Annotated in this window: 14 protein-coding genes and 1 CRISPR repeat array; of the genes, 10 read left to right on the plus strand and 4 right to left on the minus strand. The window is 66.5% G+C overall.

What is annotated here, in order from left to right; genetic code table 11:
• Window positions 1-476: 476 nt before the first annotated feature.
• The 10 genes from Q1N79_RS01665 to cas6 all read left to right on the plus strand — a co-directional run bounded on the left by Q1N79_RS01665 (window position 477) and on the right by cas6 (window position 11,593).
• Complete coding sequence (locus Q1N79_RS01665) at window positions 477-686, plus strand: hypothetical protein (protein WP_300603266.1); 210 nt, start codon at window positions 477-479, stop codon at window positions 684-686.
• The gene (locus tag Q1N79_RS01670; protein WP_300603269.1) at window positions 679-1,128 is read left to right on the plus strand and encodes a type II toxin-antitoxin system VapC family toxin; all 450 of its coding nucleotides are present in this window, start codon (window positions 679-681) and stop codon (window positions 1,126-1,128) included. Before Q1N79_RS01665 ends, Q1N79_RS01670 begins: the two co-directional genes overlap by 8 nt.
• A 1,019-nt stretch (window positions 1,129-2,147) precedes the next feature.
• Window positions 2,148-4,274: a TIGR03986 family CRISPR-associated RAMP protein gene (locus Q1N79_RS01675; protein WP_300603272.1), complete on the plus strand. Its 2,127-nt coding sequence runs from the start codon at window positions 2,148-2,150 to the stop codon at window positions 4,272-4,274.
• On the plus strand, window positions 4,267-5,961 hold the full coding sequence (locus tag Q1N79_RS01680) for a hypothetical protein (RefSeq protein ID WP_300603275.1): 1,695 nt from the start codon (window positions 4,267-4,269) through the stop codon (window positions 5,959-5,961). Before Q1N79_RS01675 ends, Q1N79_RS01680 begins: the two co-directional genes overlap by 8 nt.
• Entirely contained in the window at window positions 5,958-6,527 is a 570-nt protein-coding gene (locus Q1N79_RS01685; RefSeq protein ID WP_300603276.1) for an RAMP superfamily CRISPR-associated protein, read from the plus strand. Before Q1N79_RS01680 ends, Q1N79_RS01685 begins: the two co-directional genes overlap by 4 nt.
• Window positions 6,524-7,897 carry a type III-B CRISPR module-associated Cmr3 family protein gene (locus Q1N79_RS01690; RefSeq protein ID WP_300603279.1) on the plus strand — a complete coding sequence of 458 codons (1,374 nt, stop codon included), beginning with the start codon at window positions 6,524-6,526 and terminating at the stop codon, window positions 7,895-7,897. The genes Q1N79_RS01685 and Q1N79_RS01690 overlap by 4 nt, the downstream gene beginning before the upstream one ends.
• Window positions 7,894-9,135, plus strand: coding sequence for an RAMP superfamily CRISPR-associated protein (locus Q1N79_RS01695; protein WP_300603282.1), 1,242 nt, complete (start codon window positions 7,894-7,896; stop codon window positions 9,133-9,135). Before Q1N79_RS01690 ends, Q1N79_RS01695 begins: the two co-directional genes overlap by 4 nt.
• Window positions 9,125-9,541, plus strand: coding sequence for a hypothetical protein (locus Q1N79_RS01700; RefSeq protein ID WP_300603285.1), 417 nt, complete (start codon window positions 9,125-9,127; stop codon window positions 9,539-9,541). Before Q1N79_RS01695 ends, Q1N79_RS01700 begins: the two co-directional genes overlap by 11 nt.
• On the plus strand, window positions 9,525-10,766 hold the full coding sequence (locus Q1N79_RS01705) for a hypothetical protein (RefSeq protein WP_300603288.1): 1,242 nt from the start codon (window positions 9,525-9,527) through the stop codon (window positions 10,764-10,766). The genes Q1N79_RS01700 and Q1N79_RS01705 overlap by 17 nt, the downstream gene beginning before the upstream one ends.
• 2 nt (window positions 10,767-10,768) lie before the next feature.
• Window positions 10,769-11,593, plus strand: a complete 825-nt coding sequence (cas6, locus tag Q1N79_RS01710) for a CRISPR system precrRNA processing endoribonuclease RAMP protein Cas6 (RefSeq protein ID WP_300603291.1) — start codon at window positions 10,769-10,771, stop codon at window positions 11,591-11,593.
• Window positions 11,594-11,792: 199 nt separating this feature from the next.
• Window positions 11,793-17,839: a CRISPR direct-repeat array (repeat unit 36 nt; unit sequence GTGAAATAACCCGCCCGACCTCAAGGGCATTGAAGC).
• 53 nt (window positions 17,840-17,892) lie between these two features.
• Here the strand turns inward: cas6 and Q1N79_RS01715 are convergent.
• The 4 genes from Q1N79_RS01715 to Q1N79_RS30535 form a co-directional block, all read right to left on the minus strand.
• Window positions 17,893-18,108, minus strand: a complete 216-nt coding sequence (locus Q1N79_RS01715) for a hypothetical protein (RefSeq protein ID WP_300603294.1) — start codon at window positions 18,106-18,108, stop codon at window positions 17,893-17,895.
• Complete coding sequence (locus tag Q1N79_RS01720) at window positions 18,105-19,445, minus strand: transposase (RefSeq protein WP_300603297.1); 1,341 nt, start codon at window positions 19,443-19,445, stop codon at window positions 18,105-18,107. Before Q1N79_RS01720 ends, Q1N79_RS01715 begins: the two co-directional genes overlap by 4 nt.
• Before the next feature lie 169 nt (window positions 19,446-19,614).
• The gene (locus Q1N79_RS01725; RefSeq protein WP_300603300.1) at window positions 19,615-20,334 is read right to left on the minus strand and encodes a hypothetical protein; all 720 of its coding nucleotides are present in this window, start codon (window positions 20,332-20,334) and stop codon (window positions 19,615-19,617) included.
• A 77-nt stretch (window positions 20,335-20,411) separates the two neighbouring features.
• Window positions 20,412-21,257, minus strand: a complete 846-nt coding sequence (locus Q1N79_RS30535; RefSeq protein ID WP_367185012.1) for a helix-turn-helix domain-containing protein — start codon at window positions 21,255-21,257, stop codon at window positions 20,412-20,414.
• Between the last annotated feature and the right edge of the window lie 181 nt (window positions 21,258-21,438).

The raw sequence follows: 21,438 nt of genomic DNA on the forward strand, positions 1-21,438 counted from the left end.
GTCATCCGGCTGGAATCGCTGCTCCGCCAGTTCGAGTACCAGGCGGGCCTGGCCGTCTCCCAGGGAAGCAAGGGCATCGACGTCGCCTGGCTGCGCGCCGAACTCGGCATGCCCGGCCCGGAGCAGGACTAGGCGATCGCCGGCCGGCGGCCGCAAGCAAAAGCGACGGTCACGTCCGGTTCCGCATCCCATCACTCGGAACGGACCGGCCTTACTCCCCTGCCAGTCGTGCTCCCCGCCATCCCCACAGGTTTCGGCGCTCACGGACGCTTCTTCTTAGCCGGTACAGAGGTTCCCTGAACGAGTTCAAGCGGCCTCGGTTGGCGCGTGAGAAGTGCCTGGTCAAAGGCCTGCCCTGAAGGAGGAACCCACCCTGACGTCTTCCCGGCACATTTGTTGATAGGTCGCTAACCCCCGCGCCTGGCGCCGTCGCTACCGTCGCGGTCGCCCGGCAGTGGTCGGCGTAAACTCGGCGCATGAGCGTCACGCGGGATGAGCTCCACCACCTGGTGGACCAGTTGCCTGAGGAGCGGCTTGCCCCAGTCCTCGAGCTGATCCGCAGGGATGCGGCCACCGAGCGCAAGGTGCGGGCCGCAGCCACGCTGGAACTCGTGCGGGAACGCATGCACGGAGTCACTGGTGTCGATGAGGAGCTCCAGCGACTCCGTGATGCGGGTCGTGGTTGACGCTTACGTGGTCGATACCGGTGTGTTCCTGCGCTGGTTCATCGACCAAGACGGGTTCGAACATGCCCGCGAGCTTCAGCAGAAGCTGATCGACGGCTCGGTGGCCGTCGAGACAGTGGATTTTGCGCGGGTCGAGGTCGCAGGGGTTCTGCGGAAGAAGGGCCTGCTGGCCGGGCGGCTCACGGTGGAGGAGTTCACCGCGGCGGTCCGCGTTATCGATGACATCGGGGTGACCGTGCACGAAACGACCGCCGACAGGCTGGAGCGTGCCGCCGCCATGGCGGCCCGGAAGAACCTGGGGATGTACGACGCCCTGTTCGTTCAGCTCGCTGGGGAATTGGACCTGCCGCTACTGACGACCGACGGCAGGCTCCGGCGCGCCGCCGAAGGGTCGGTGAGCATCGAAGTCCTCCGAGGGATCAAGAAGCCTAATCCGGTCTGACGTCTGCTGATCGGCGGCCCGCTGCTGCTGAGCCAGCTCATCCCCTTCAGCTTCGGCGTGTCCGCGCCGCAGACGTAAGCCATCCGGCCGGTCATCGGCCGGCCCGGTTCGCACGTCCGCGACCGTGTCGTCCTGGCCACCCACGGCGCTTCCGCCAGAACGTCGGGCGGAGTCTCGCCTGGTACCCGCCTGGGTCGGCACACCCGGCCGCAGCGATTGATGCCGGAGCGCGCGAAGCGCGATCCCGGGCACGGAAGGCAGGGATCCGGCTCGACATTCCGTTGCCGGCCAGAAAGCGCCTCCGCCACGCAAAAGATCCCAACGTGCCAGCCCGGTTCGCCGGGCACTCCGGAACCGGCCTGCAGGCGGCCGGAGGATTTGCGCTGCCACGCTGGCTTGCGCAGCTCCTTCTCCTGAGCCTGTACAGAGCTTCCCTGAACAAGCTCAAACGGCTTCAGTTGGCGCACGAGAAATACCTGGTCAGAGGCCTGAGCTAGAAGGGGGGACCAGATTTGACGGTTTTCCGGCGCGTTTGCTGATAGGTTGGCGCAACCGCTTGCAAACGCGCAGGTCAGAGCGGCCAAGAAACCCTATCCGTCGCTAACCCCCGCCCGACACCGAGGGCATAGAAACTCTGGACGGACTGCAAATCTCCCGAGTACCGCTGATCGTCGCTAACCCCCGCCCGACACCGAGGGCATAGAAACATGAACCCGACGGCGCAGCCGGCGAAGAGCGTCGCTAACCCCCGCCCGACACCGAGGGCATAGAAACCTGAACCAGACGTTGTCGCGGCCGAGTACCCGTGCGTCGCTAACCCCCGCCCGACACGGAGGGCATGTTGTTGGGGTGATTGCCGCCGCATCGGCCCGCACTGGGTCGTGCCCGGTCGCGGCGGGCAGCTTCGTCGGCTCTCGGGTAGTCCCGCGAAAGGGACTTTCAGGCTGCGCCGTTCCCGGATCCCCGATAAGGTCATCGTCAAATGAGGCGAGATGACCTCTTTGCGTTGGGGACCGGGGATGACTCAGTTCGTTAACCCCTATACGTTTGTCCCGCATGTCGATGCGCCGGTAAGGGATGAGCCTGCCGGGCACGCGAAGATGGAGGCCGGGCGGCTATCGGGGGTGCTGCGGGTCACCGTCACTGCGCACTCGCCGCTGGTGATCGGCGGCGGCGAGAAGGACGGCGCTGGCGTGCACCGAGCGCCGCGGCGTAAGAAGCCCGCGAATCGGCCGATGATTCCCGGCTCAGGGTTCCTCGGCGCTGTGCGTTCGGTGCACGAGGCGCTGGCGGGGGGCTGCCTGCGGGTGCTGAACACCGACTGGGTGGCCGTGCACCGGCACCCGGCGAGCCCATCGGTGACCAAGGACCTGCGTCTCGCGGTCGTGACCGACGTGAGCACGGGGGACACCGCAGAGAAGAGTCAGGTCCGGGTGGCGGTTTGCGACGAATGGATGATGATCCCGGTCAAGCTGCTGCCCGGCGCCACGGGCGGGCTGCCAAGGACAGGCGACCAGTTGCAGTACCGCCCGGACGGGACCGAGGCCGCGCACTTCCCGGAAGCCGCCGTCACAAAGGACACAAAGGACTACGACCGGCAGGTGCTGAACGCCAGGAGCGAGGCGTACCTGGACGGGGTGGCCGAAGGCAGCATCCAGCTACTCAGCCGGATGGGCCGGGTAACACAGGACTGCTGGGTGCTGCTGGTCACGGACACGAAGGCGCGCGACAGGGATCCGCTCCGTTTCGCGGCCGGGCGCCTCGGTCCCGACTCGCGTTCGTACGTCATCCCGGACGGGACCTTGGAAAGATATCGGCAGACCGTCGCGGGAGCGGACGACCTGCGCACGGCAACGCTTGCGGACGACGGGATCGACGGCGGCGGGGAACCGCCCTACGATCCGGGCAAGCCGGAATATCACGAGGTCACGTGGCCGTCGGAGGGCGGGAAGCCGGTCGCGGAACGGCTCCGGGCTCGCACCTACTTCCACGTCGGGCAGCCGGTGTGGGTGAAGTTCACCGCCTTCGGCGACGAGACGGACCAGATATCCGAGATCCGGCTGTCGAGGCTGTGGCGGTACCAGGGCAAAGGCCCGGTCGGGGAGCGGGTCGGCCAGGCCGGGCCGTGCCGGGAGCCGGGCCACCTGTGCTGGTCGTGCCGGGTGTTCGGCTCGGCCGACACGGAGGGGAGGGGCAAGAACGACCTGGCCGTGCAGCGGGGCTACCGGGGCCACGTCCGGTTCGACGACCTCCTGGCCGACAGCGATTTCACCGGCCCCACATGGCACCTGGCGCCGCTCTCGTCTCCGAGCCCTAGCGCGGGGCAGTTCTATCTCGACAACAGCAAGCTGACATCGCCAGCGCAACGGGTGGCGGCCAAGAACGCCGAGCCGCTCGCCGCCTGGGGATCGGCCGCGGACAAGCCGGCCAACCGCCAGATCCGCGGCCGCAAGTTCTACTGGCGCACCACGGCGGACCCGGCCAGGCCCCACGCGCGCGGTGAGCGGCGCAAGGATCAGTCCAGGAAGCTGAGCAAACAGGTCGAGCTGATCCCGGCGGGCACCGTGTTCCGCGGCCGGATACGGTTCGACAACCTGAGCGTCGAGGACTACGGCTCGCTGCTGGCGGCGCTCGACCCCCGGCTGCTCGACGCGGCAGGCGACCCGGCCTGGCGGGAGACGGTGACGAGCGTCGGGGGAGGCAAGCCCTTCGGCTTCGGCTCGGTGCACGTCGACGTGCGGCCGGAAGAGGTGGCGGACGCCCGGATGCGGTACCTCGGCGAGACGGGGCGCGTCCCCGGGCCGGACGAGGCAGTGCGGGCGTTCGCGGCCAGCGTTCCGAAACCGGCGTACGCCCAGTGGGAGCGGCTCCGGCACGTCCTCAGCCCGGAATACGTGGACGACGACCTGGTGTGGTACCCGCCGGGTCCCGGGGCCAAGGGCGACAAGACCTTCGATGAGAGCTTCGAGTTCTTCGCGCTCACCAACGGCGTGGAACTGCGGAAGGAGAGGCGGGTGCTTGTCGACCTGCCCGACCCGGCCAAGGCCCCGGAGGCGCAGGTCCTCGACTCACCGGCGCACGGCAGCGACCCCACGAACGGCCGGGAACAGCGGCGACAGCGGGACCAGCGAGGTGGCCGTGGCTAAGAAGAAGGGCAAGAGCGGCCAGGCTGCGCGGGCGCGGCAGCAGCAGGACGCCCAGGCAAGGCGCAGGGTTCCTGGGGCCGCCACCGGCCAGCGCCAGGGCGCGACCGCTCACGACCAGGGTGGCACCCGTGCGGCAGCCGCCCAGGCGACCCCATCCAGTGCGGGGCAGGCATCCGCGCAGAACCACTACCTCGACGTTTCCGTGATCCGGATCCAGGACTGGCTGGCCCGGACTCCCGACCTGAGGTTCCGACGCGGCGCGTCGGTGCTGCTCACCGAGGCGACGGCGCGCGACGAAGTGGAAAAAGCACTTCCGCCGGGCACGCGATGGAACGAGGAGGCCGGGGACGTCGACGGGGTGGTCTCGCTGGTCGTCGACGGCGGCGAGCAGGCGGCCCTGGACGCGGCCCGCGAGGTCACGAGGAAGATCCAGGACCTGATGCCCCATTGCCAGGTCCAAGCGGTGCATGGCCGGGGCAGTGCCTACGCCGCGGCGTACGAGGCGATGGAAAAGGCCAGGCGGGACGGCAGGCTCCTGGCCGACGAGCCGCCAGCGCCGCCTGAAGTCATCCTGGCCAAGCCGTGCGACCAGTGCCGTTCGGCCGCGGCCGTGCACCCAGAGATCGTCATCGTCAGGGACAAGGACCCGCGCGAACGCGACCCGGACCTGTGCGAGGAGTGCTATCAGCGCCACCTGTCCGCCAAGGGCACCAAGGGTGATCACCGGCCGCCGCTTCCGGAACGGCGCATGAAGGCGGCGCTCGAAGATATAGGCGTGCATGTCGAGGGCTTCTCCGACGACTTCGCCGACATGGCCGCCGCTGGCCGCAAGCGCGGGGACGACTCGTTGTCGCAACTGGCGCTCATCTTCGCCGACGGCAACCGGGTCGGCGCGTTCCTGCACGAAGCCCTCGCGGATCGCTCAGGCACGATCGACAAGAGCGACATCGTCCGCGTCATCCGAGACGCCACCATCGGTGCGCTCGCCGAGGCGGTGCGGAACCGGTTCGGGAACTGGAAGAGACCGCCCGTGCTGGCGAACATCGCCGGCGGTGACGACCTGCTGATCTCGGTGCCCGCCGCGGACGCCTGGCTGTTCACCCGCACGCTGCTGGACCAGTTCGGCCGCCGCGTCAACGGGGCGTCAGGACAATGGCCGGGCATCGGGAACCGCCCGACGCTATCGGCGGGCCTGGTCTTCCACCACCTCAAGCATCCGTTCTCGGACACGGTCCGCCTCGCCGAGGACGAGCTCGGGAAGGCGAAGCGCTGGGTACGCGGCACCGAGGCGGTGGTGTCGTTCCTCGACCTGACCGCCGATGGCGGTGCGGTGGATCGCGAGCCGGTCCTGCTCAGCTACCTGACCGACCACGCGGGCGAGCTGGCATGCGTTGAGCAGTGCCCGCAAAGCCGCCGCCAGGCACTGCTCACGCTGCTGCGGCAGGAGGCATACGACGACGTGATCCGCCGGATCGGCGACTTTGCCGACAATCAGCCGCTCTGGGACGTGATCGTCGGCCTGAAGAAGCAGGGCAAGGCGACGCCGGACGAGGCACGGCAGGCACTCAGGGACGACCTGGGCAAGCCGGGCGAACTGCGGCGGCTCCTGGACATCGCGCGTCACTACACCGAGCGGCCCCGCCGGGAGAGCCCGCGCGACCCAGCGGACCGGGGGGAGACGCCATGACCGTCCTCGGCTTCACGATCACGTTCCACGGCCCGTTCCGGGTCGGCGCCGCCTACGCCCGCGACGGGGTCGACGCGGCCATCGACCACGACGATCCGCTGCCCGCTGACCACCTCAAGGGCGTGATGCGGTTCGCGGCGGTCGCCCTGCTCGGCGCCCGGCATCGCGCGCTTGACGAGATATTCGGCTCGGTCCGTGTCCCCTCCCCGTGGTCGTGGTCGTCGGCCACGATTAGCAGCGGTAACCCGGAGGACTGGAACATCGGCAGCCGTCACCGCGTCACGATCGACCCGCGGACGCATTCCGCGGTCAAGGACCGCCTCGTCCTCGCCGAGCAGGCGGCACCGCGCACGACCGCCTGGTTCGAGGTCACCCAGGTCGGCCGGCTCGCCCCCGACGACGAGGCCGAACACCGGCTGATCCTCCGCTGTGCGGCCGCTGGCGTGCACGGCCTGGGTGCCTGGCGGCGCCGCGGCCTGGGCTGGGTCGGCATTACCGCGCACGACGGACCGATCACCAGCGGCGAGGTCGAACGGCTGCTCGCCCTGAAGGGCCAGCGCCAGTGAGCGCCCTGACCCTGACCCTGCGTCAGCCTGCGCAGCTCGGCGATAAGCCCCGCGACGACTTCGTCCTCTCGACGTTGCGGCACGTACCGGGCACGGCGGTGCGGGGCGCGTTCGCCGCGGCATGGATCGCGCGCAACGGCGCGCCGGAACCCGGCAACCCGAAGCGCGAGCAGTTCCTGCGGTTGTTCGAGGGCGGAGTGCGGTTCGGCGCCCTGCTGCTGCCGGGAACGGAATTCGATTCCCGCGCCGTGTTCCGGCACAAGTACGACCCTGACGAGAACCGGTGCCGGCACGTGGACTACGACCAGGCGCGGGGGCACGAACCGCCGTTGCAGTGCCCGGACTGCTCGTCCCCGCTCACCCAGGGCAAGGGTCTGTACAGCCAGGCGGACACCATGCCCGCGGTCCGGCGCCGCACCAGCGTCGCGATCGACGACGAGCACGAGGTCGCCAGCGACGGTCAGCTCTTCACCAGGGAAACGCTCTGCCCCAGGCAGCGCTTCACCGGCACGCTGCTCGCGGACGACCCGGCGGACCTGGACATCCTGCGGGACCTCGGCCCGATCCGTGTCGGCGGCCGCCGTACCACCCACGGCCTGGCCGAAGTCGCGATCGACGACGGCGAACCGCCGGAACCCCAGCAGCTGGACCCGCTGACGTTCGTGCTGCGGCTCCGTTCGCCCGCGATCTTCACCGACGCCTGCGGTCGGCCCCGCCCCAAGCCCAGCGGCGAGGAGCTGGAAGAAGCGCTCGGCGTGCCCGCGTTCGTCGAGCGCCGCTGGAGCCGCTGGCAGGAGGTTGGTGGCTGGCATGTGGCCAGCGGGGTTCCGAAGGCGACCGAGCTGGCCGTCTGTGCCGGCTCGGCTTTCCTGATTCATACCGAACGGCCGGTGGCGGCTGCCACGCTGCTGGCCCTTTCCCGCCGCGGGGTCGGCCTGCGGCGCCACGAGGGGTTCGGCGACCTCGCCCCGGTCCCCGCCCTACGCGATGGCACAGAGGCAAGAGATGCCAGGGCGCGGTGCCTGAAGAGACTTGAAGACCGGGTGGCGGCGCTGAAGGGTGTCCAGGTACGGTTCCCCGACCGGTGGCCGAGGCTGCGCGCGCTGCTCGTCGGCCACGCGAGGGGCGATGCGGAGGCGTCCCGGCAGTTGCGCGGCGAGGCCGACGCCCCCTTCGACGCGCATGTAGGCCTGGCGCTGCGCCTGTTCCTGGACCTGCCGCCGGGGGACGCGAAGGATCTCGCTGAGGAGCTCGGATGGCTATTACGACCAGCACGGCGGGGATTGCGCTGGAGCCGGAGCGGGAACCACGTGTCCGTTCGGTGTCATTCATTGTTTTTATCCTCCAGTTCATCGAAGCGGGAGGGGTGACAGTTCCCGGCGATCCCGCGGGGGTCCAGTCGCTGCTCGACACCGGACTGGACGGACAGGTGCACCTTCCGGGGACGTCGCTGGCCGGGGCGCTGCGGGAAGCGGTGGGGGAGGAGTGCCGTGAGGCGCTGTTCGGGCCGCTGCTTGGAGCCGACGCGGAACCGCGGGTGAGCCGGGTGTGGGTGCTGGGCAGCAGGCGGATCGGCGACGGCAAAGACTACCGGACCTCAACCAGGATCGACAGGACGCGGGCGGCGGCGGATCCGGCGACCCTGCGCACCGAGGAGGTGCTGCCCGCCGGATCGCGGTTCGAGGTGTTCCTCCGGTGGGACGACGCGGGCGACGGAGAGGTGGCGAATCTCGCGAAGCTGCTGACGGCGTGGCGGCCGTTCCTCGGACGCGGCGTCAGCCGCGGGCGAGGCGCCTGCGAGGTCGAGTCCGTCAGGCACGGCACGCTGCGCCTGGACGAGCCGGCTGCGCTGCTGCGGTGGCTGACGCTGAGCGGCCCCGAACTGGCGCGATCGGTCGCGGTGCACGAGGTGCCCAAGGCCGCGCAGGCGGCCCCGGATCCGTTGCTGCGCGTCACGGTGTCGATCGACGGGCCGGTGCGGATCGGCAACGGCGAGAAGGCGGGCACGGATGAGCCGGGCAAGGCCATTCCGCTGTTCCGGGTCGGAGGGGCGCCCGTGGTTCCCGGTTCCGGGCTGAAAGGGCTGCTCCGGTCGCGGGCGGAGTTCATCTTGCGCAGCGTGGACGTGCCGGCTGAGCCTTGCCAGGATCAGCGCTGCGAGAAGTGCTGGCCGTGCGTGGTATTCGGCTACGGCGGCGGAACCGATGAGAATTCGGACTCAGTCGGCGGGCGTGCCCTCATCCGGATACCCGACGCGGAGATCACCGGCGCGGTGCCAGCCGAGCGTACGCACGTCGCGATCGACCGGTTCACGGGCGGCGCGCTCGATGGCGCGCTCTACACCATGGAGGTCCTAGAGGCGGGGACGTTCGAGCTGCGCGTGGACCTGCTCGACCACGACGCGGAGGGGCTGGCGGAGCAGATCCGGGCGGTGCTGCGGCTCGTGCTCGAGGACCTCGACGACGGGATCATCGGTCTTGGCGGCGGTGTCGCCCGCGGCTACGGGACCGTCACGGTGGACTTCGCGTCGAGCCTCCTACCCGGGCGGGACGAAGCGCGTGCCGTCTTGCGGCGGATGGCGGAGAAAGGTGAGCACGGTGCCGACTGAGGGACGGATGACCTGGAGCGAGGCGGTGGCGGGACCGCTGGCCGGGGCTACGTGCCTGTGGCAGGACCTGGACGGGCTGCACGTGGCGTCGCCGCCCGATACTCCGCCCCGCACGTCGATCATGTGGGGCTGGCGGCCCGATTCGCTGCTGGTGCGGCTGCGGCTGGATGCGAACGTCGCGTACGTCGCGGTGCACAAGCAGGACGGGTCCGGGGTCCCCACGGTGCCATGGTCGACGGGACCGAGCGGAGACGGACGGGTCGCGGCCATGCGGCTTGCCGGTCCGACGGACCATGGTGTCGGGACCGCCTACGAGCAGGTTGTCGTGCACGGACCCGGCGACGCGACCGGCGCGATTACGTTCGTGCGGCCGCGTTCTGACCGGGCGCGTGACCGGCATGGGTGAGCGGCTGCGCGGCTGGCTGCATCCCGGCTGGGCATGGACGGTGCGGTATCCGCGGATAGTGCCGTTCGGCTACAGCCTGGGAAGCCTTGCGCTCGGCGTCGGGCTCAGCGCGCTGGGCGCGCTCGTGCCCGGCGGGCTGACCGCCGCGCAAGACCAGCGGCTGCAGCGGTTGATGTGGATCGCGTTCGTGGTGGCGGCGGTGGCCTACGCTGCGGCAGAGGTCGCGCGACAGGGACGGAATCGCATGCTGAAACGGAATGGCACCGCCTACATCGTCAGGGAACGTGCCCGCGACTGGGATGCCGACGATTCCGACGACTTCCACGGCCAGGTGCGGCGACGGTTCGCCCGCGTGCTCGAGGTGCCCGGCCCTGGGCGGACCGGGCGCGCGTGGGACTGGCCGCTCGATACGGACGCGCGGCACTGGAACGGGAAGGTCACCGAGCTCGTCCGCTCTTTCCGCGTGCTCTACCTCGCGAGTAGGGAGCCGGGCGTCCCGAACGCGGTCTTCGTCACCGCGTGGTGGGCCGTCGCGCTCGCGTTCGGCCGGCGCGTGACGGCCGGCGACCGCAGCCTCGACCTTGAGGTATGGCAACGCCGCAGCCGCGGGCGCGCCGGCAAGGTTGACCCGCAGATCTGGCGCCAGCACGGGCACCGTTTCGGGGACATTCCCGCGGTCCAGGGATCGGCCGGGCTTGTATTCCGGGAGCTTTTCTGGGATGCGGACCTTACGGTCGTACGGGGTAACGATCACGGCGGTATCCCGGATGGCAACCCGGTCAGCGTGCTGCTCCTGCGTTTCGGGCACGCACCGTGGAAGCCCCTACCCGCGGTCGATGCCGAGCCCGCCGATCCGGATCCGTGGCCGCTGACGCTGCAGGACACGGCAGGGGTCATTCCGGTCAAGGGAGCCGCCTCGGTGCGTATACATGAGCTGCGCTGCACGCCGCCGGGGGTAGCGCAGCAGTTCGACTGGGCTGACTTCCCGGTTTTGGCCGCGCAGGCCGTGGCCTGGGTGCAGCGTAAGTCCGCGGAACTTGCCGGGCACGTCCTGCTGCTGGGAACGACGATCCCCAACGAGCTCGCGCTGGGGATCGGCATAGCCGCGGGGCAGGAGAGCTGTTTTGCCTGGCCGTCTCATCTGTGGCCGATCGTGTACCGGAAGCCTGCGGATTCGTACGTGGTGCCGCATCTTGAGCTTGGCACCGACGCAGTGCGTGAGTGATCATGCCGACGGTCATCGAGTTGCGGCTGGCTCCCGGTCCAAGTACGGACAGGGATCTTTCCCATGCTTCTTCGTTCCGACCCACTACCCGGCAACTGCACGGTCTCGCGTGCACGTTGTTCGAGGCGGCATACCGCGCCAGCGACACTGACCACTCCGCGCAGGAGAAGCCGTTCTCGGTCTGGCCGCTGCACGCGGAGCCCGACGGCTGGCTCTTGCGGGCAGCATGGCTCCGGCACGGCTTCCCGCGACCGATGCTGGCGGCCCTCAGTCAGGTTCGCCTCGGGCCCGTACTGTGCGCCGTCACCGACCTTGCCTTCAGGGAGGCGACCCACGACGAACTCGCGGACGTGCCACTGATCGACGGAATCCGGCTGGAACTGCTATCCCCCACCTATTTCTCGCAGAACGGCGCGTCCAGCACCGAACTCGACCCTCGGCTCATCGCCGGATCGTGGCGGCGCCGGTGGAACGCTTCGCTGCCACGCGGGTCCAAGCTGGGCATGGACGACGAACTCTGGCGCGATACTCACCTCGCGCTGCACGTGACGGGTTCCGGGCTGCGGACGGAGGTTCGCGACACCGGCTACCGGTCATCGGCGGGCTATCGTCAGCAGGCGGGCCTGGTCGGCACGGCGACCCTGCGTGTGGAGACCGGAGCGCCGACGGCGGTCCGGCAGGCCTTCGGCGCGCTCGCCAGGTTCGCCGAATACTGCGGCACTGGCGCGCAGGTCACACATGGATTTGGTGCGACAAAGGTAACGCCCCTGCAAAGCTCCTGGTCATCATCCATGGGGTTAACTGCTGGCAATCCACGCCACTCCTGAGCGGCGGGTCCGGCTTCCTGCCATGATGTGATTGCGAGCGCCGACGTGGTAACTCGATCGCCAGGGACCGCTCGCACGCAGGTGGGAGCCCAGTTCCGGACCTTGACAACTCCACAGCGATGGCCGCTCGTGGCCTGGTGGCGGACCACTCGCAAGGACATGTGTTCGCGCAGGTCAGCCCACATGAATCTGCCGAGCTGTGAAATAACCCGCCCGACCTCAAGGGCATTGAAGCGCCGGCGCCGCGGTGGCGGTGGTGCCGGACTCGGAGTGAAATAACCCGCCCGACCTCAAGGGCATTGAAGCCAGGTCATAGACGATGACCCGCTCGTCGGGCTGGTGGTGAAATAACCCGCCCGACCTCAAGGGCATTGAAGCGGCCGCCGGCCCCCGGGGGCGCCCGAGGGCGTCTGGTTGTGAAATAACCCGCCCGACCTCAAGGGCATTGAAGCGTGGTCGTCGTGGTCGCCCCGGCGCCGGTCTTTTCCGGTGAAATAACCCGCCCGACCTCAAGGGCATTGAAGCGTGCCGAACTACGTGTCCTCCAACAACAACGCCAAGTGAAATAACCCGCCCGACCTCAAGGGCATTGAAGCTCGTCCTTGGTGAACGGGAACAGCTTGAGGCTGGCGGGTGAAATAACCCGCCCGACCTCAAGGGCATTGAAGCCGCATTACCGCCCCGCCAGCGTTCAAACATTCCCTGTGAAATAACCCGCCCGACCTCAAGGGCATTGAAGCCATTTGCGCGACCCAGGCCATGATCGCGGCGATTAGGTGAAATAACCCGCCCGACCTCAAGGGCATTGAAGCATCGGCCACCTGCGGGCGTCCAGGACTCCCATGTCGGGTGAAATAACCCGCCCGACCTCAAGGGCATTGAAGCTGCAGCGGCTCGTTGCGCCAGCCGCCCTGATCCGGGTGAAATAACCCGCCCGACCTCAAGGGCATTGAAGCTATTGCCGTCTATACACTGGCTGCGACCAGTTGCACAACGTGAAATAACCCGCCCGACCTCAAGGGCATTGAAGCGACGCGATCAAGGCCAACGCCATGCAGCTGCGGGAGGTGAAATAACCCGCCCGACCTCAAGGGCATTGAAGCCGCGTCGTCGGCGTCGGTGTAGCCGAGCCGCTTGAAGGTGAAATAACCCGCCCGACCTCAAGGGCATTGAAGCGCGGAGAATGTTCGCTAGCTGCACATACAGCGGTTCGGTGAAATAACCCGCCCGACCTCAAGGGCATTGAAGCCAGCGAACGTTCGCTTCATATGTCTCTCCTAACCGAGTGAAATAACCCGCCCGACCTCAAGGGCATTGAAGCACGGGGATTTGCCTGACAGGAGTCCGTGGCTCGCCTAGTGAAATAACCCGCCCGACCTCAAGGGCATTGAAGCAGCAGAGATGCCCTCAAATGCCACTGTGTATTCCCCTGTGAAATAACCCGCCCGACCTCAAGGGCATTGAAGCAGCCGGTTCTCGTGATCCTGCACCATGGCCGCGGGTGAAATAACCCGCCCGACCTCAAGGGCATTGAAGCCAGCGGTGGGACCGTGACCGGTTCGTGTACCTGCAGGGTGAAATAACCCGCCCGACCTCAAGGGCATTGAAGCGACGTCGATTTCATGTTTGAGCCCGGCAGCGAGACCGGGTGAAATAACCCGCCCGACCTCAAGGGCATTGAAGCCACGCGCCGCCCCACGTGCCGTCCAGCTCGATCGGGGTGAAATAACCCGCCCGACCTCAAGGGCATTGAAGCAGCAGACGTTCGACGCCGCGAACCTCATCCAGGCCGGTGAAATAACCCGCCCGACCTCAAGGGCATTGAAGCTCGTTCCGGGCGCCGGTGAACGACCAGAACAGGTGGTGAAATAACCCGCCCGACCTCAAGGGCATTGAAGCGGCTACATATACAAGCAATGCCGCATGGGTGCAAGCCGTGAAATAACCCGCCCGACCTCAAGGGCATTGAAGCCGCACCCAGTGGAAGACACCCCACAGGCCGGTCGCGGTGAAATAACCCGCCCGACCTCAAGGGCATTGAAGCTATGATCGTCAGCTAGCCGAGCTGGGTGATATCCAGGTGAAATAACCCGCCCGACCTCAAGGGCATTGAAGCTAGCTCCGCGGCCCGCTGCCGATCCTCATAGGCGCGGTGAAATAACCCGCCCGACCTCAAGGGCATTGAAGCTCGGGACCGTTAGCCGAGTCAGCGGATACAGAGGTGTGAAATAACCCGCCCGACCTCAAGGGCATTGAAGCGGGGTCTGGCATGCGGAAGCCATGGTCGTAGAGGGCAGTGAAATAACCCGCCCGACCTCAAGGGCATTGAAGCCGGCTGGGAAATCGCGTCCACGGGAGGGCAGTCCGAGTGAAATAACCCGCCCGACCTCAAGGGCATTGAAGCATGCCCGAGAATGTTCATCCGATAAGCCACCCTCCGCGTGAAATAACCCGCCCGACCTCAAGGGCATTGAAGCGGCGAGTAAATCTGCGGTATGACGAGTGCCCCGCCAGGTGAAATAACCCGCCCGACCTCAAGGGCATTGAAGCTGAGCTATACTCGCGTTGAAAGTCGGCTTTGCCCCGGTGAAATAACCCGCCCGACCTCAAGGGCATTGAAGCACCCTCACACTGAGTATCCGTGCGTTCCGCCCGCCTGGTGAAATAACCCGCCCGACCTCAAGGGCATTGAAGCCCAGCTCTGAACCGACGGCACGGGGCATGGTCAGCAGAGTGAAATAACCCGCCCGACCTCAAGGGCATTGAAGCTAGGCAGGCAAGGTAACGACGCTGGCAGCTTGGCAGTGAAATAACCCGCCCGACCTCAAGGGCATTGAAGCCGGAAGATAACCGTCTTTTTCTCGGTAACGAGACGGAGTGAAATAACCCGCCCGACCTCAAGGGCATTGAAGCTGCCCTGTCAAGCTCCTGCTCAGTCTCGGCTATCCTGTGAAATAACCCGCCCGACCTCAAGGGCATTGAAGCCCGAGTGCCGTCAGGTCATGCGGCGTATTACCGCTGAGTGAAATAACCCGCCCGACCTCAAGGGCATTGAAGCATGTCCGCAGTAGGGGCAGTAGTTCTCACTCATTGAAGGTGAAATAACCCGCCCGACCTCAAGGGCATTGAAGCCCAGGGGTTATAGTCGCGTCCCTCGCACATATACCCCGTGAAATAACCCGCCCGACCTCAAGGGCATTGAAGCCGGCGAGCTGCACATATCCGTTACGGGTACCGTGCTGGTGAAATAACCCGCCCGACCTCAAGGGCATTGAAGCATCCTGGGTACGCTGCCCCATCGCAAGGGACGGGGCGGTGAAATAACCCGCCCGACCTCAAGGGCATTGAAGCCCCTTCCCGTTCGGCGCCGCCAGGACGGCCGTCACGGTGAAATAACCCGCCCGACCTCAAGGGCATTGAAGCTGCGACACGGCCTGCCCGGAGACGTCCATCGCGCCGGGTGAAATAACCCGCCCGACCTCAAGGGCATTGAAGCCAGATGAACAACAATGAATGGAACGGGAGTGCTCCCGTGAAATAACCCGCCCGACCTCAAGGGCATTGAAGCACACCTTCAATCGGGTAAGCGGGTCCAGGGTCAGTGGTGAAATAACCCGCCCGACCTCAAGGGCATTGAAGCGTGCCTGCCGTTGACAGCAGCGGAATGTCCTCTACCGTGAAATAACCCGCCCGACCTCAAGGGCATTGAAGCCCGGTCGGCGTGTTCGACCAGGAGATCGAGAACTCGTGAAATAACCCGCCCGACCTCAAGGGCATTGAAGCGATGATGTTGCGGCCGAAGTTGTACAGGGCGGTGCCGTGAAATAACCCGCCCGACCTCAAGGGCATTGAAGCTGCCCGTAGGCGGTGCCCTGATTCCACGGCCACGCCGGGTGAAATAACCCGCCCGACCTCAAGGGCATTGAAGCAGCCAGATGTCATACGCTGCCTCGCCATCGTAGCCTGGTGAAATAACCCGCCCGACCTCAAGGGCATTGAAGCAGGCCGGCCGATGCCAGGATCTGCGTGGCCTGCTCCAGTGAAATAACCCGCCCGACCTCAAGGGCATTGAAGCCGCCGGCTGGCGGCCAAGGTGGCGGCACAGTACCGGTGAAATAACCCGCCCGACCTCAAGGGCATTGAAGCGGCCCGTCGCAGCCGGCCAGCCCGGTGACCGGCGAGGGTGAAATAACCCGCCCGACCTCAAGGGCATTGAAGCTCCAGCCTGACCGACCGGTGAGGCTGCCGGCGCAGCGGTGAAATAACCCGCCCGACCTCAAGGGCATTGAAGCCGAAGATTGTGCCCAGCGGGTATGGGCGGCTGATGTGGTGAAATAACCCGCCCGACCTCAAGGGCATTGAAGCGACATGTCGAACTCCACATACTCGGGTGCGGGCGGGGTGAAATAACCCGCCCGACCTCAAGGGCATTGAAGCCCCCGTCGCGGGAGATGACGAGGAACACGCCTTCGCGGGTGAAATAACCCGCCCGACCTCAAGGGCATTGAAGCAGGAACTGGGTCGCCGACTTCCGGCCGGTGTTCCTGTGAAATAACCCGCCCGACCTCAAGGGCATTGAAGCAAGACTGACCAGGAAGTAGCGCTCCGGTACGGCAACGAGTGAAATAACCCGCCCGACCTCAAGGGCATTGAAGCACCAGCTGCTCGATGTACATCTGCTCGGCGTCGAGGACGGTGAAATAACCCGCCCGACCTCAAGGGCATTGAAGCCGACGGCAGCAGCTGGATGCTCGGCCTGGCCACGGTCGTGAAATAACCCGCCCGACCTCAAGGGCATTGAAGCCTGTCGGTCTCGAACTTCGGCGGCGCATTGGCGATCAGTGAAATAACCCGCCCGACCTCAAGGGCATTGAAGCATCCCGTAGGCGTTGATCCCCGACGTCAGCGCATTGTGAAATAACCCGCCCGACCTCAAGGGCATTGAAGCAAGGCCGCGCACGGCTGGACCTGGGGGCCGGTGAAGGTGAAATAACCCGCCCGACCTCAAGGGCATTGAAGCGGCCTCGCGCGCATGTTTTTCCGCGTCGCTCATCAGTGAAATAACCCGCCCGACCTCAAGGGCATTGAAGCATCTTCTCCGGCGCGATACCGCGCGACATTTTTTCGGTGAAATAACCCGCCCGACCTCAAGGGCATTGAAGCGTGGGGTCGGAGCGGCAGCTGGTCACCGAGCTTTACGTGAAATAACCCGCCCGACCTCAAGGGCATTGAAGCTCGGCGGTCGCCTGCGCGAGCCGGTCGCGGCCGTCGGTGAAATAACCCGCCCGACCTCAAGGGCATTGAAGCGTACTGATCGGCGGCCAGCTGCTGGCGCTCGTGCAGGTGAAATAACCCGCCCGACCTCAAGGGCATTGAAGCATGGTCACGCGGTAGGCACGCCAAGCCAGCGGCTCGTGAAATAACCCGCCCGACCTCAAGGGCATTGAAGCCCCACCACCTGCAGCAGGATCGCCAGGTCCAGCGCCCAGTGAAATAACCCGCCCGACCTCAAGGGCATTGAAGCAACGGATAGCAGGATGCCCGTCCGGGGGATTGAGCGTGAAATAACCCGCCCGACCTCAAGGGCATTGAAGCGCTATCACCAGCAGCACGTAGCCGGCTCCGGCGGCGAGTGAAATAACCCGCCCGACCTCAAGGGCATTGAAGCTTACCGGCCTGATCGGACAGTGCGCCCTGACCCCGGTGTGAAATAACCCGCCCGACCTCAAGGGCATTGAAGCGCGGCTATGAAGGCTATAAGCAGTGCGAGCCACGGGTGAAATAACCCGCCCGACCTCAAGGGCATTGAAGCCCGCCCAGCCGGTCGTTCAGCGCGACCACCCAGTGTGAAATAACCCGCCCGACCTCAAGGGCATTGAAGCTACGCGGCGAGCGTCGCACCGCAGAAATAACAGCCGGTGAAATAACCCGCCCGACCTCAAGGGCATTGAAGCAGCACCGGCACGGGCAGGACGTCCCACTCGTCGAGCAGTGAAATAACCCGCCCGACCTCAAGGGCATTGAAGCCACACGTCAGCGGACGTTGACGAGCCGACACGCTACCGGTGAAATAACCCGCCCGACCTCAAGGGCATTGAAGCGAATCCCTGCCGTCGCGCATCCTGCGCGCCCTGGGCAGTGAAATAACCCGCCCGACCTCAAGGGCATTGAAGCGCGGCGGCGGGGACGGAGACGCGCAGCGGCGTGTTGGTGAAATAACCCGCCCGACCTCAAGGGCATTGAAGCCCCGCCCCCGTAGGGACGGAACGTGTCCATTCACGGGTGTGCTTGAGCTGGCGTTATGTGGCGGGGAGCGATGGCAGCCAGGGGTTCCCCTCGATGGCGGTCCGGATGGCGTCGGGGATGGTTGTCCCGTGGTTTGCCGCTGAGGTGAGGTAGCTGCGGATGAGGCACTGGCGGGCAAGGGTTTCGAGGGTGTGCCAGTAGCCGGAGACGGCCTGGTGGCGCTTGGGTGCCTTGACGGCGCGCTCGGCGGCGTTGCTGGTCCAGCTCACGGTGAAGTCGCGGGTGAACAGGAAGACCTGCTCCCTGAAGTCCTGCAGCCAGCGGGCGAGGGCGCAGCCGGGGTGGTTGCCCTTGTCCCGGTCACGGAGCCGGCTGTGGATGGCCCCGAATGCGGCGGCCTTGTCGTAGCGATCCCGCAAGCCGTCGAGTAGCTCCTGGTCAAGGGCGGTGTCGCCGCGTGCCGTGCCCTGGCGTTCTGGACGGCCTGGTGCGCCTCGCGCAGGACCGTGATGACGTCGGCGGCCCAGGATTGCAGGCTGCCGGGGCCGGGCCTCAGCGCTGCGCGGCAGCGGCGGATGACGTGCTGGCAGCACTGCCGGATCCCGGCGATCCGGGAGAGAAGCCCCTGGTAGGCCTTGTACCCGTCGGTGACCAGGACGCCCCTGAACCTGGCGGGGATACCGCCGGTGACGTGGCCCTTGCGGCGGGAGGCAATGGCGCGCAGCCAGGTGAGGCGCTCGCCGAGGGTGCGGACCGCCAGGATGTGCGGCGCCCCTGCCGGGGCCTTTCCCTCTTCGCCCGGGCCGGCCTCGTCGTCATCCCGCCCGCCGGGCTGGACGGGAGCCGCCGCCCTTTCCAGCACGTTCACCGGGGTCTCGTCAGCGGCCAGCGCGCCCCCGGCGGCCAGCGCCGCCTCCATCGCCTCCCCGAACCCGGCCTTCCGCAGCCGGGCGGCCAGCCGGGAGGCGGCCTTGCCCGCCCACCCGGCCGGCACCGGCACGCCGGGCAGCATGGCGATGACCCGGGCCGCCTTCTCCGGGGGGACATTGGCGTGCGCCGTGAGCACGACCGCGGCGGCATTCAGCGCCGGCCCGCAGGACACGCTGCCCGCGTGCGCCCCGGGCGGGGCCGGGGCGACGGTGACTTCCCCGCAGCACGGGCACCTGCGGCCCGGAAGCTCCCACTCCGTGGTGACCACGGCGAACAGCACGTCGATGACCTGGGCCCACGACCCGGGCGCCGGCTCCGCGCCGTCCAGGCCGGCCTTGCAGCGGCGGCACTCCGCCGCCGGCGGGGCCTTCTCCCGCTTGCCCGGGGACGGGTCCCTGGCCAGGCCTCTTCCCTCGCGGCCGGGCTGCCCTCCGGGCCTGCGGTCCTTCCGGCGACCGCGATCCGGGTCAGCCCGCTCCGCCTTCCGCCGCTCCCGTGCTGCGATGCCCTCTTGCGAGGCCGGGGTGCCCGAGTCGCTGCTGTCCTGCCGCAGCCGCCGCTCCAGTTCCTCCAGCCGCAGCCCAAGACACCGCATGGCCTCCCGGTCGGCATCCCGCTCCGCCCGCAGCGCCGCGATCTCCGCATCCCGCTCCGCCGGCAGCCTCCGGAGCGTCAAGTTCGCAGCACGAAGCCCGGCAGCATCATCCGGCACGGGCTCATCACGCACGCACGCAGGCTGTCACGGCCACCGCTACCCGGCAAATAGGCACCCGTCGAACCGAGCCGCAGAAGCCAGTCGCTACATATTGACTCAGACCCGTGAATGGACACGAAACAGTCCTTCACTAATCTGAGAGAAACCCAAGCGCCGTCAAACCGAGGCGCGCCCGCTCGCCAAGTTGCCCCCAAGCCCAGTGGTCCGCATCCAGAAGTGGCCTTATGCTACGCAAAACGCGTCTTTGCCCTCCGGTGAGTTCAGCCGCGGCACCCATTGGATCGGTAACCAACGTGAGCAAGAAGGCCGCATCGCTCCAGTCCCTTTCAAGGTTAGGTCGTACAGGGATCGTTGTGGCAGCCGCTTTGACCACGATTGCGCTGACAAGTGAGGGGCGTCGGACGTGCCCAGTACGTGTCTGGAGAACGACTTCGATGGCTTCAGCAGTGTCGAGAGCACTGCGAGTTCCGGGAGCCTCAACGGTTCGCCCCGGTGGGGACGTCGTAAGATCAGCGCGCTCCTCCATGTCGTTTGGGGCAAGGACATCGAACTTTACCTTGCCGGGCCCAGAGTAGGTTTTGGACACGTATCGGTTTCCTATGCCTTCAGGGCTTATTTCCTCTTGTTCGAAATCATGCGATTCCAGCCAGTTGCACAAGCGCATGATCGCCTGTTGATCGGCACGGAGATCAACTACAACATCGACGTCCTCGGTCAGTCTCATCGGCTGGACCTCATGCTCAAGAGCAAGCAGCCACACCATTTGGCCACCAATCAGGCACCAGCCGGTCTGGAAGTCCTCGTAAAGATCCAGCAGGATCCGCCAGCCCTCTGCCTGCGCGGGTGTCATTGAGGTAAGCGTTACCGGGCTCATTAACTCCTCATCCCCGACTGTCGCACCAAGTGTCGTAACTTGGAGTTCAGTGTTTAGTCACCGCGTTGGGTGGTTCCGGAGTCGATGTGGTCGAGCCATCCGATGTTATGCAAAGCATCAAGGCAAGAGCGGAGTTCGATTGCCCCAGCGTAGCGGGCGCGAGGATCCTTCTCTTCGAGAAGGTCTGAGGCTGCGGCAGGGGCGGGTACCGGCCTGCCGCGATCAGGCGCGAGCTCGGGAGGGACGCTAGAAGGCACGATGATCAGGTAGACCTGACCGTTGCGATCCTCCTGCATGTGGTAGCCGCGAATAAGTTTGTCCGCATCTGCCTCATGAACATAGAGTTCTAGCCGTGCTCCCGGCCTGGTGAGGCCGTCGTGGTCGCCGACCATCGCCTCGGCCCCGCCCTTAGACACCCGAGGATCTGCCGCCAAGCGGTCAAGAACACCAGGGTGGACCCACAAGTAGTGCACCTTCCCACGTGCTGATAGCAAGCGACGCCAGGGGGTCTGATCGGCGACCGGATCAGGCAGCGAAGCAAGCATGCGAAGGACACGGTGGCGTTGCTTCCGGTCGGGAACCACTTGCGCCGCAGACTCGATGCACCCGGGCTGATCGTCCTCCGATACACAAGTACAAGCGGCGGCAAGTAGGGCTAGGACCGACCACGCCGTGTGCGGCTCCGGTGGTCGGCCTCGATGGAGTCTCTCCGAGCGCTCAGCGACTTCGGCTGCTGGAATCAGCCATCCGGCTGAAGAGCGGCGCGCAGCGAGCTGGCCTCCATGGATCATCTGCCGCACCCGCTGCATGCTGATACCGAGGATGTCTGCCGCCTCATGCACGCTGAGCACCTGGTAATCAGCCAACGCTCTCACTTCCTCTGCCCTGTAAGTCTTCATAGTAGACAAGACTTGCGTGACGTACGCTTACCCATAACACTTGCGCCAAGGAAATACTTCCCGGACGCAGGCGGGATGGATGGCCGCTTCCTCTAGGGTCCTGGCCCGTCGGTTGAACGCTCCCATCAGGCATCGCTGGTCGCCCGGCCACGTCATTGTCTTCGGACACAGGGCTATTCAG

The sequence above is a fragment of the Trebonia sp. genome (assembly GCF_030042015.1).
Lineage (GTDB): Bacteria > Actinomycetota > Actinomycetes > Streptosporangiales > Streptosporangiaceae > Trebonia.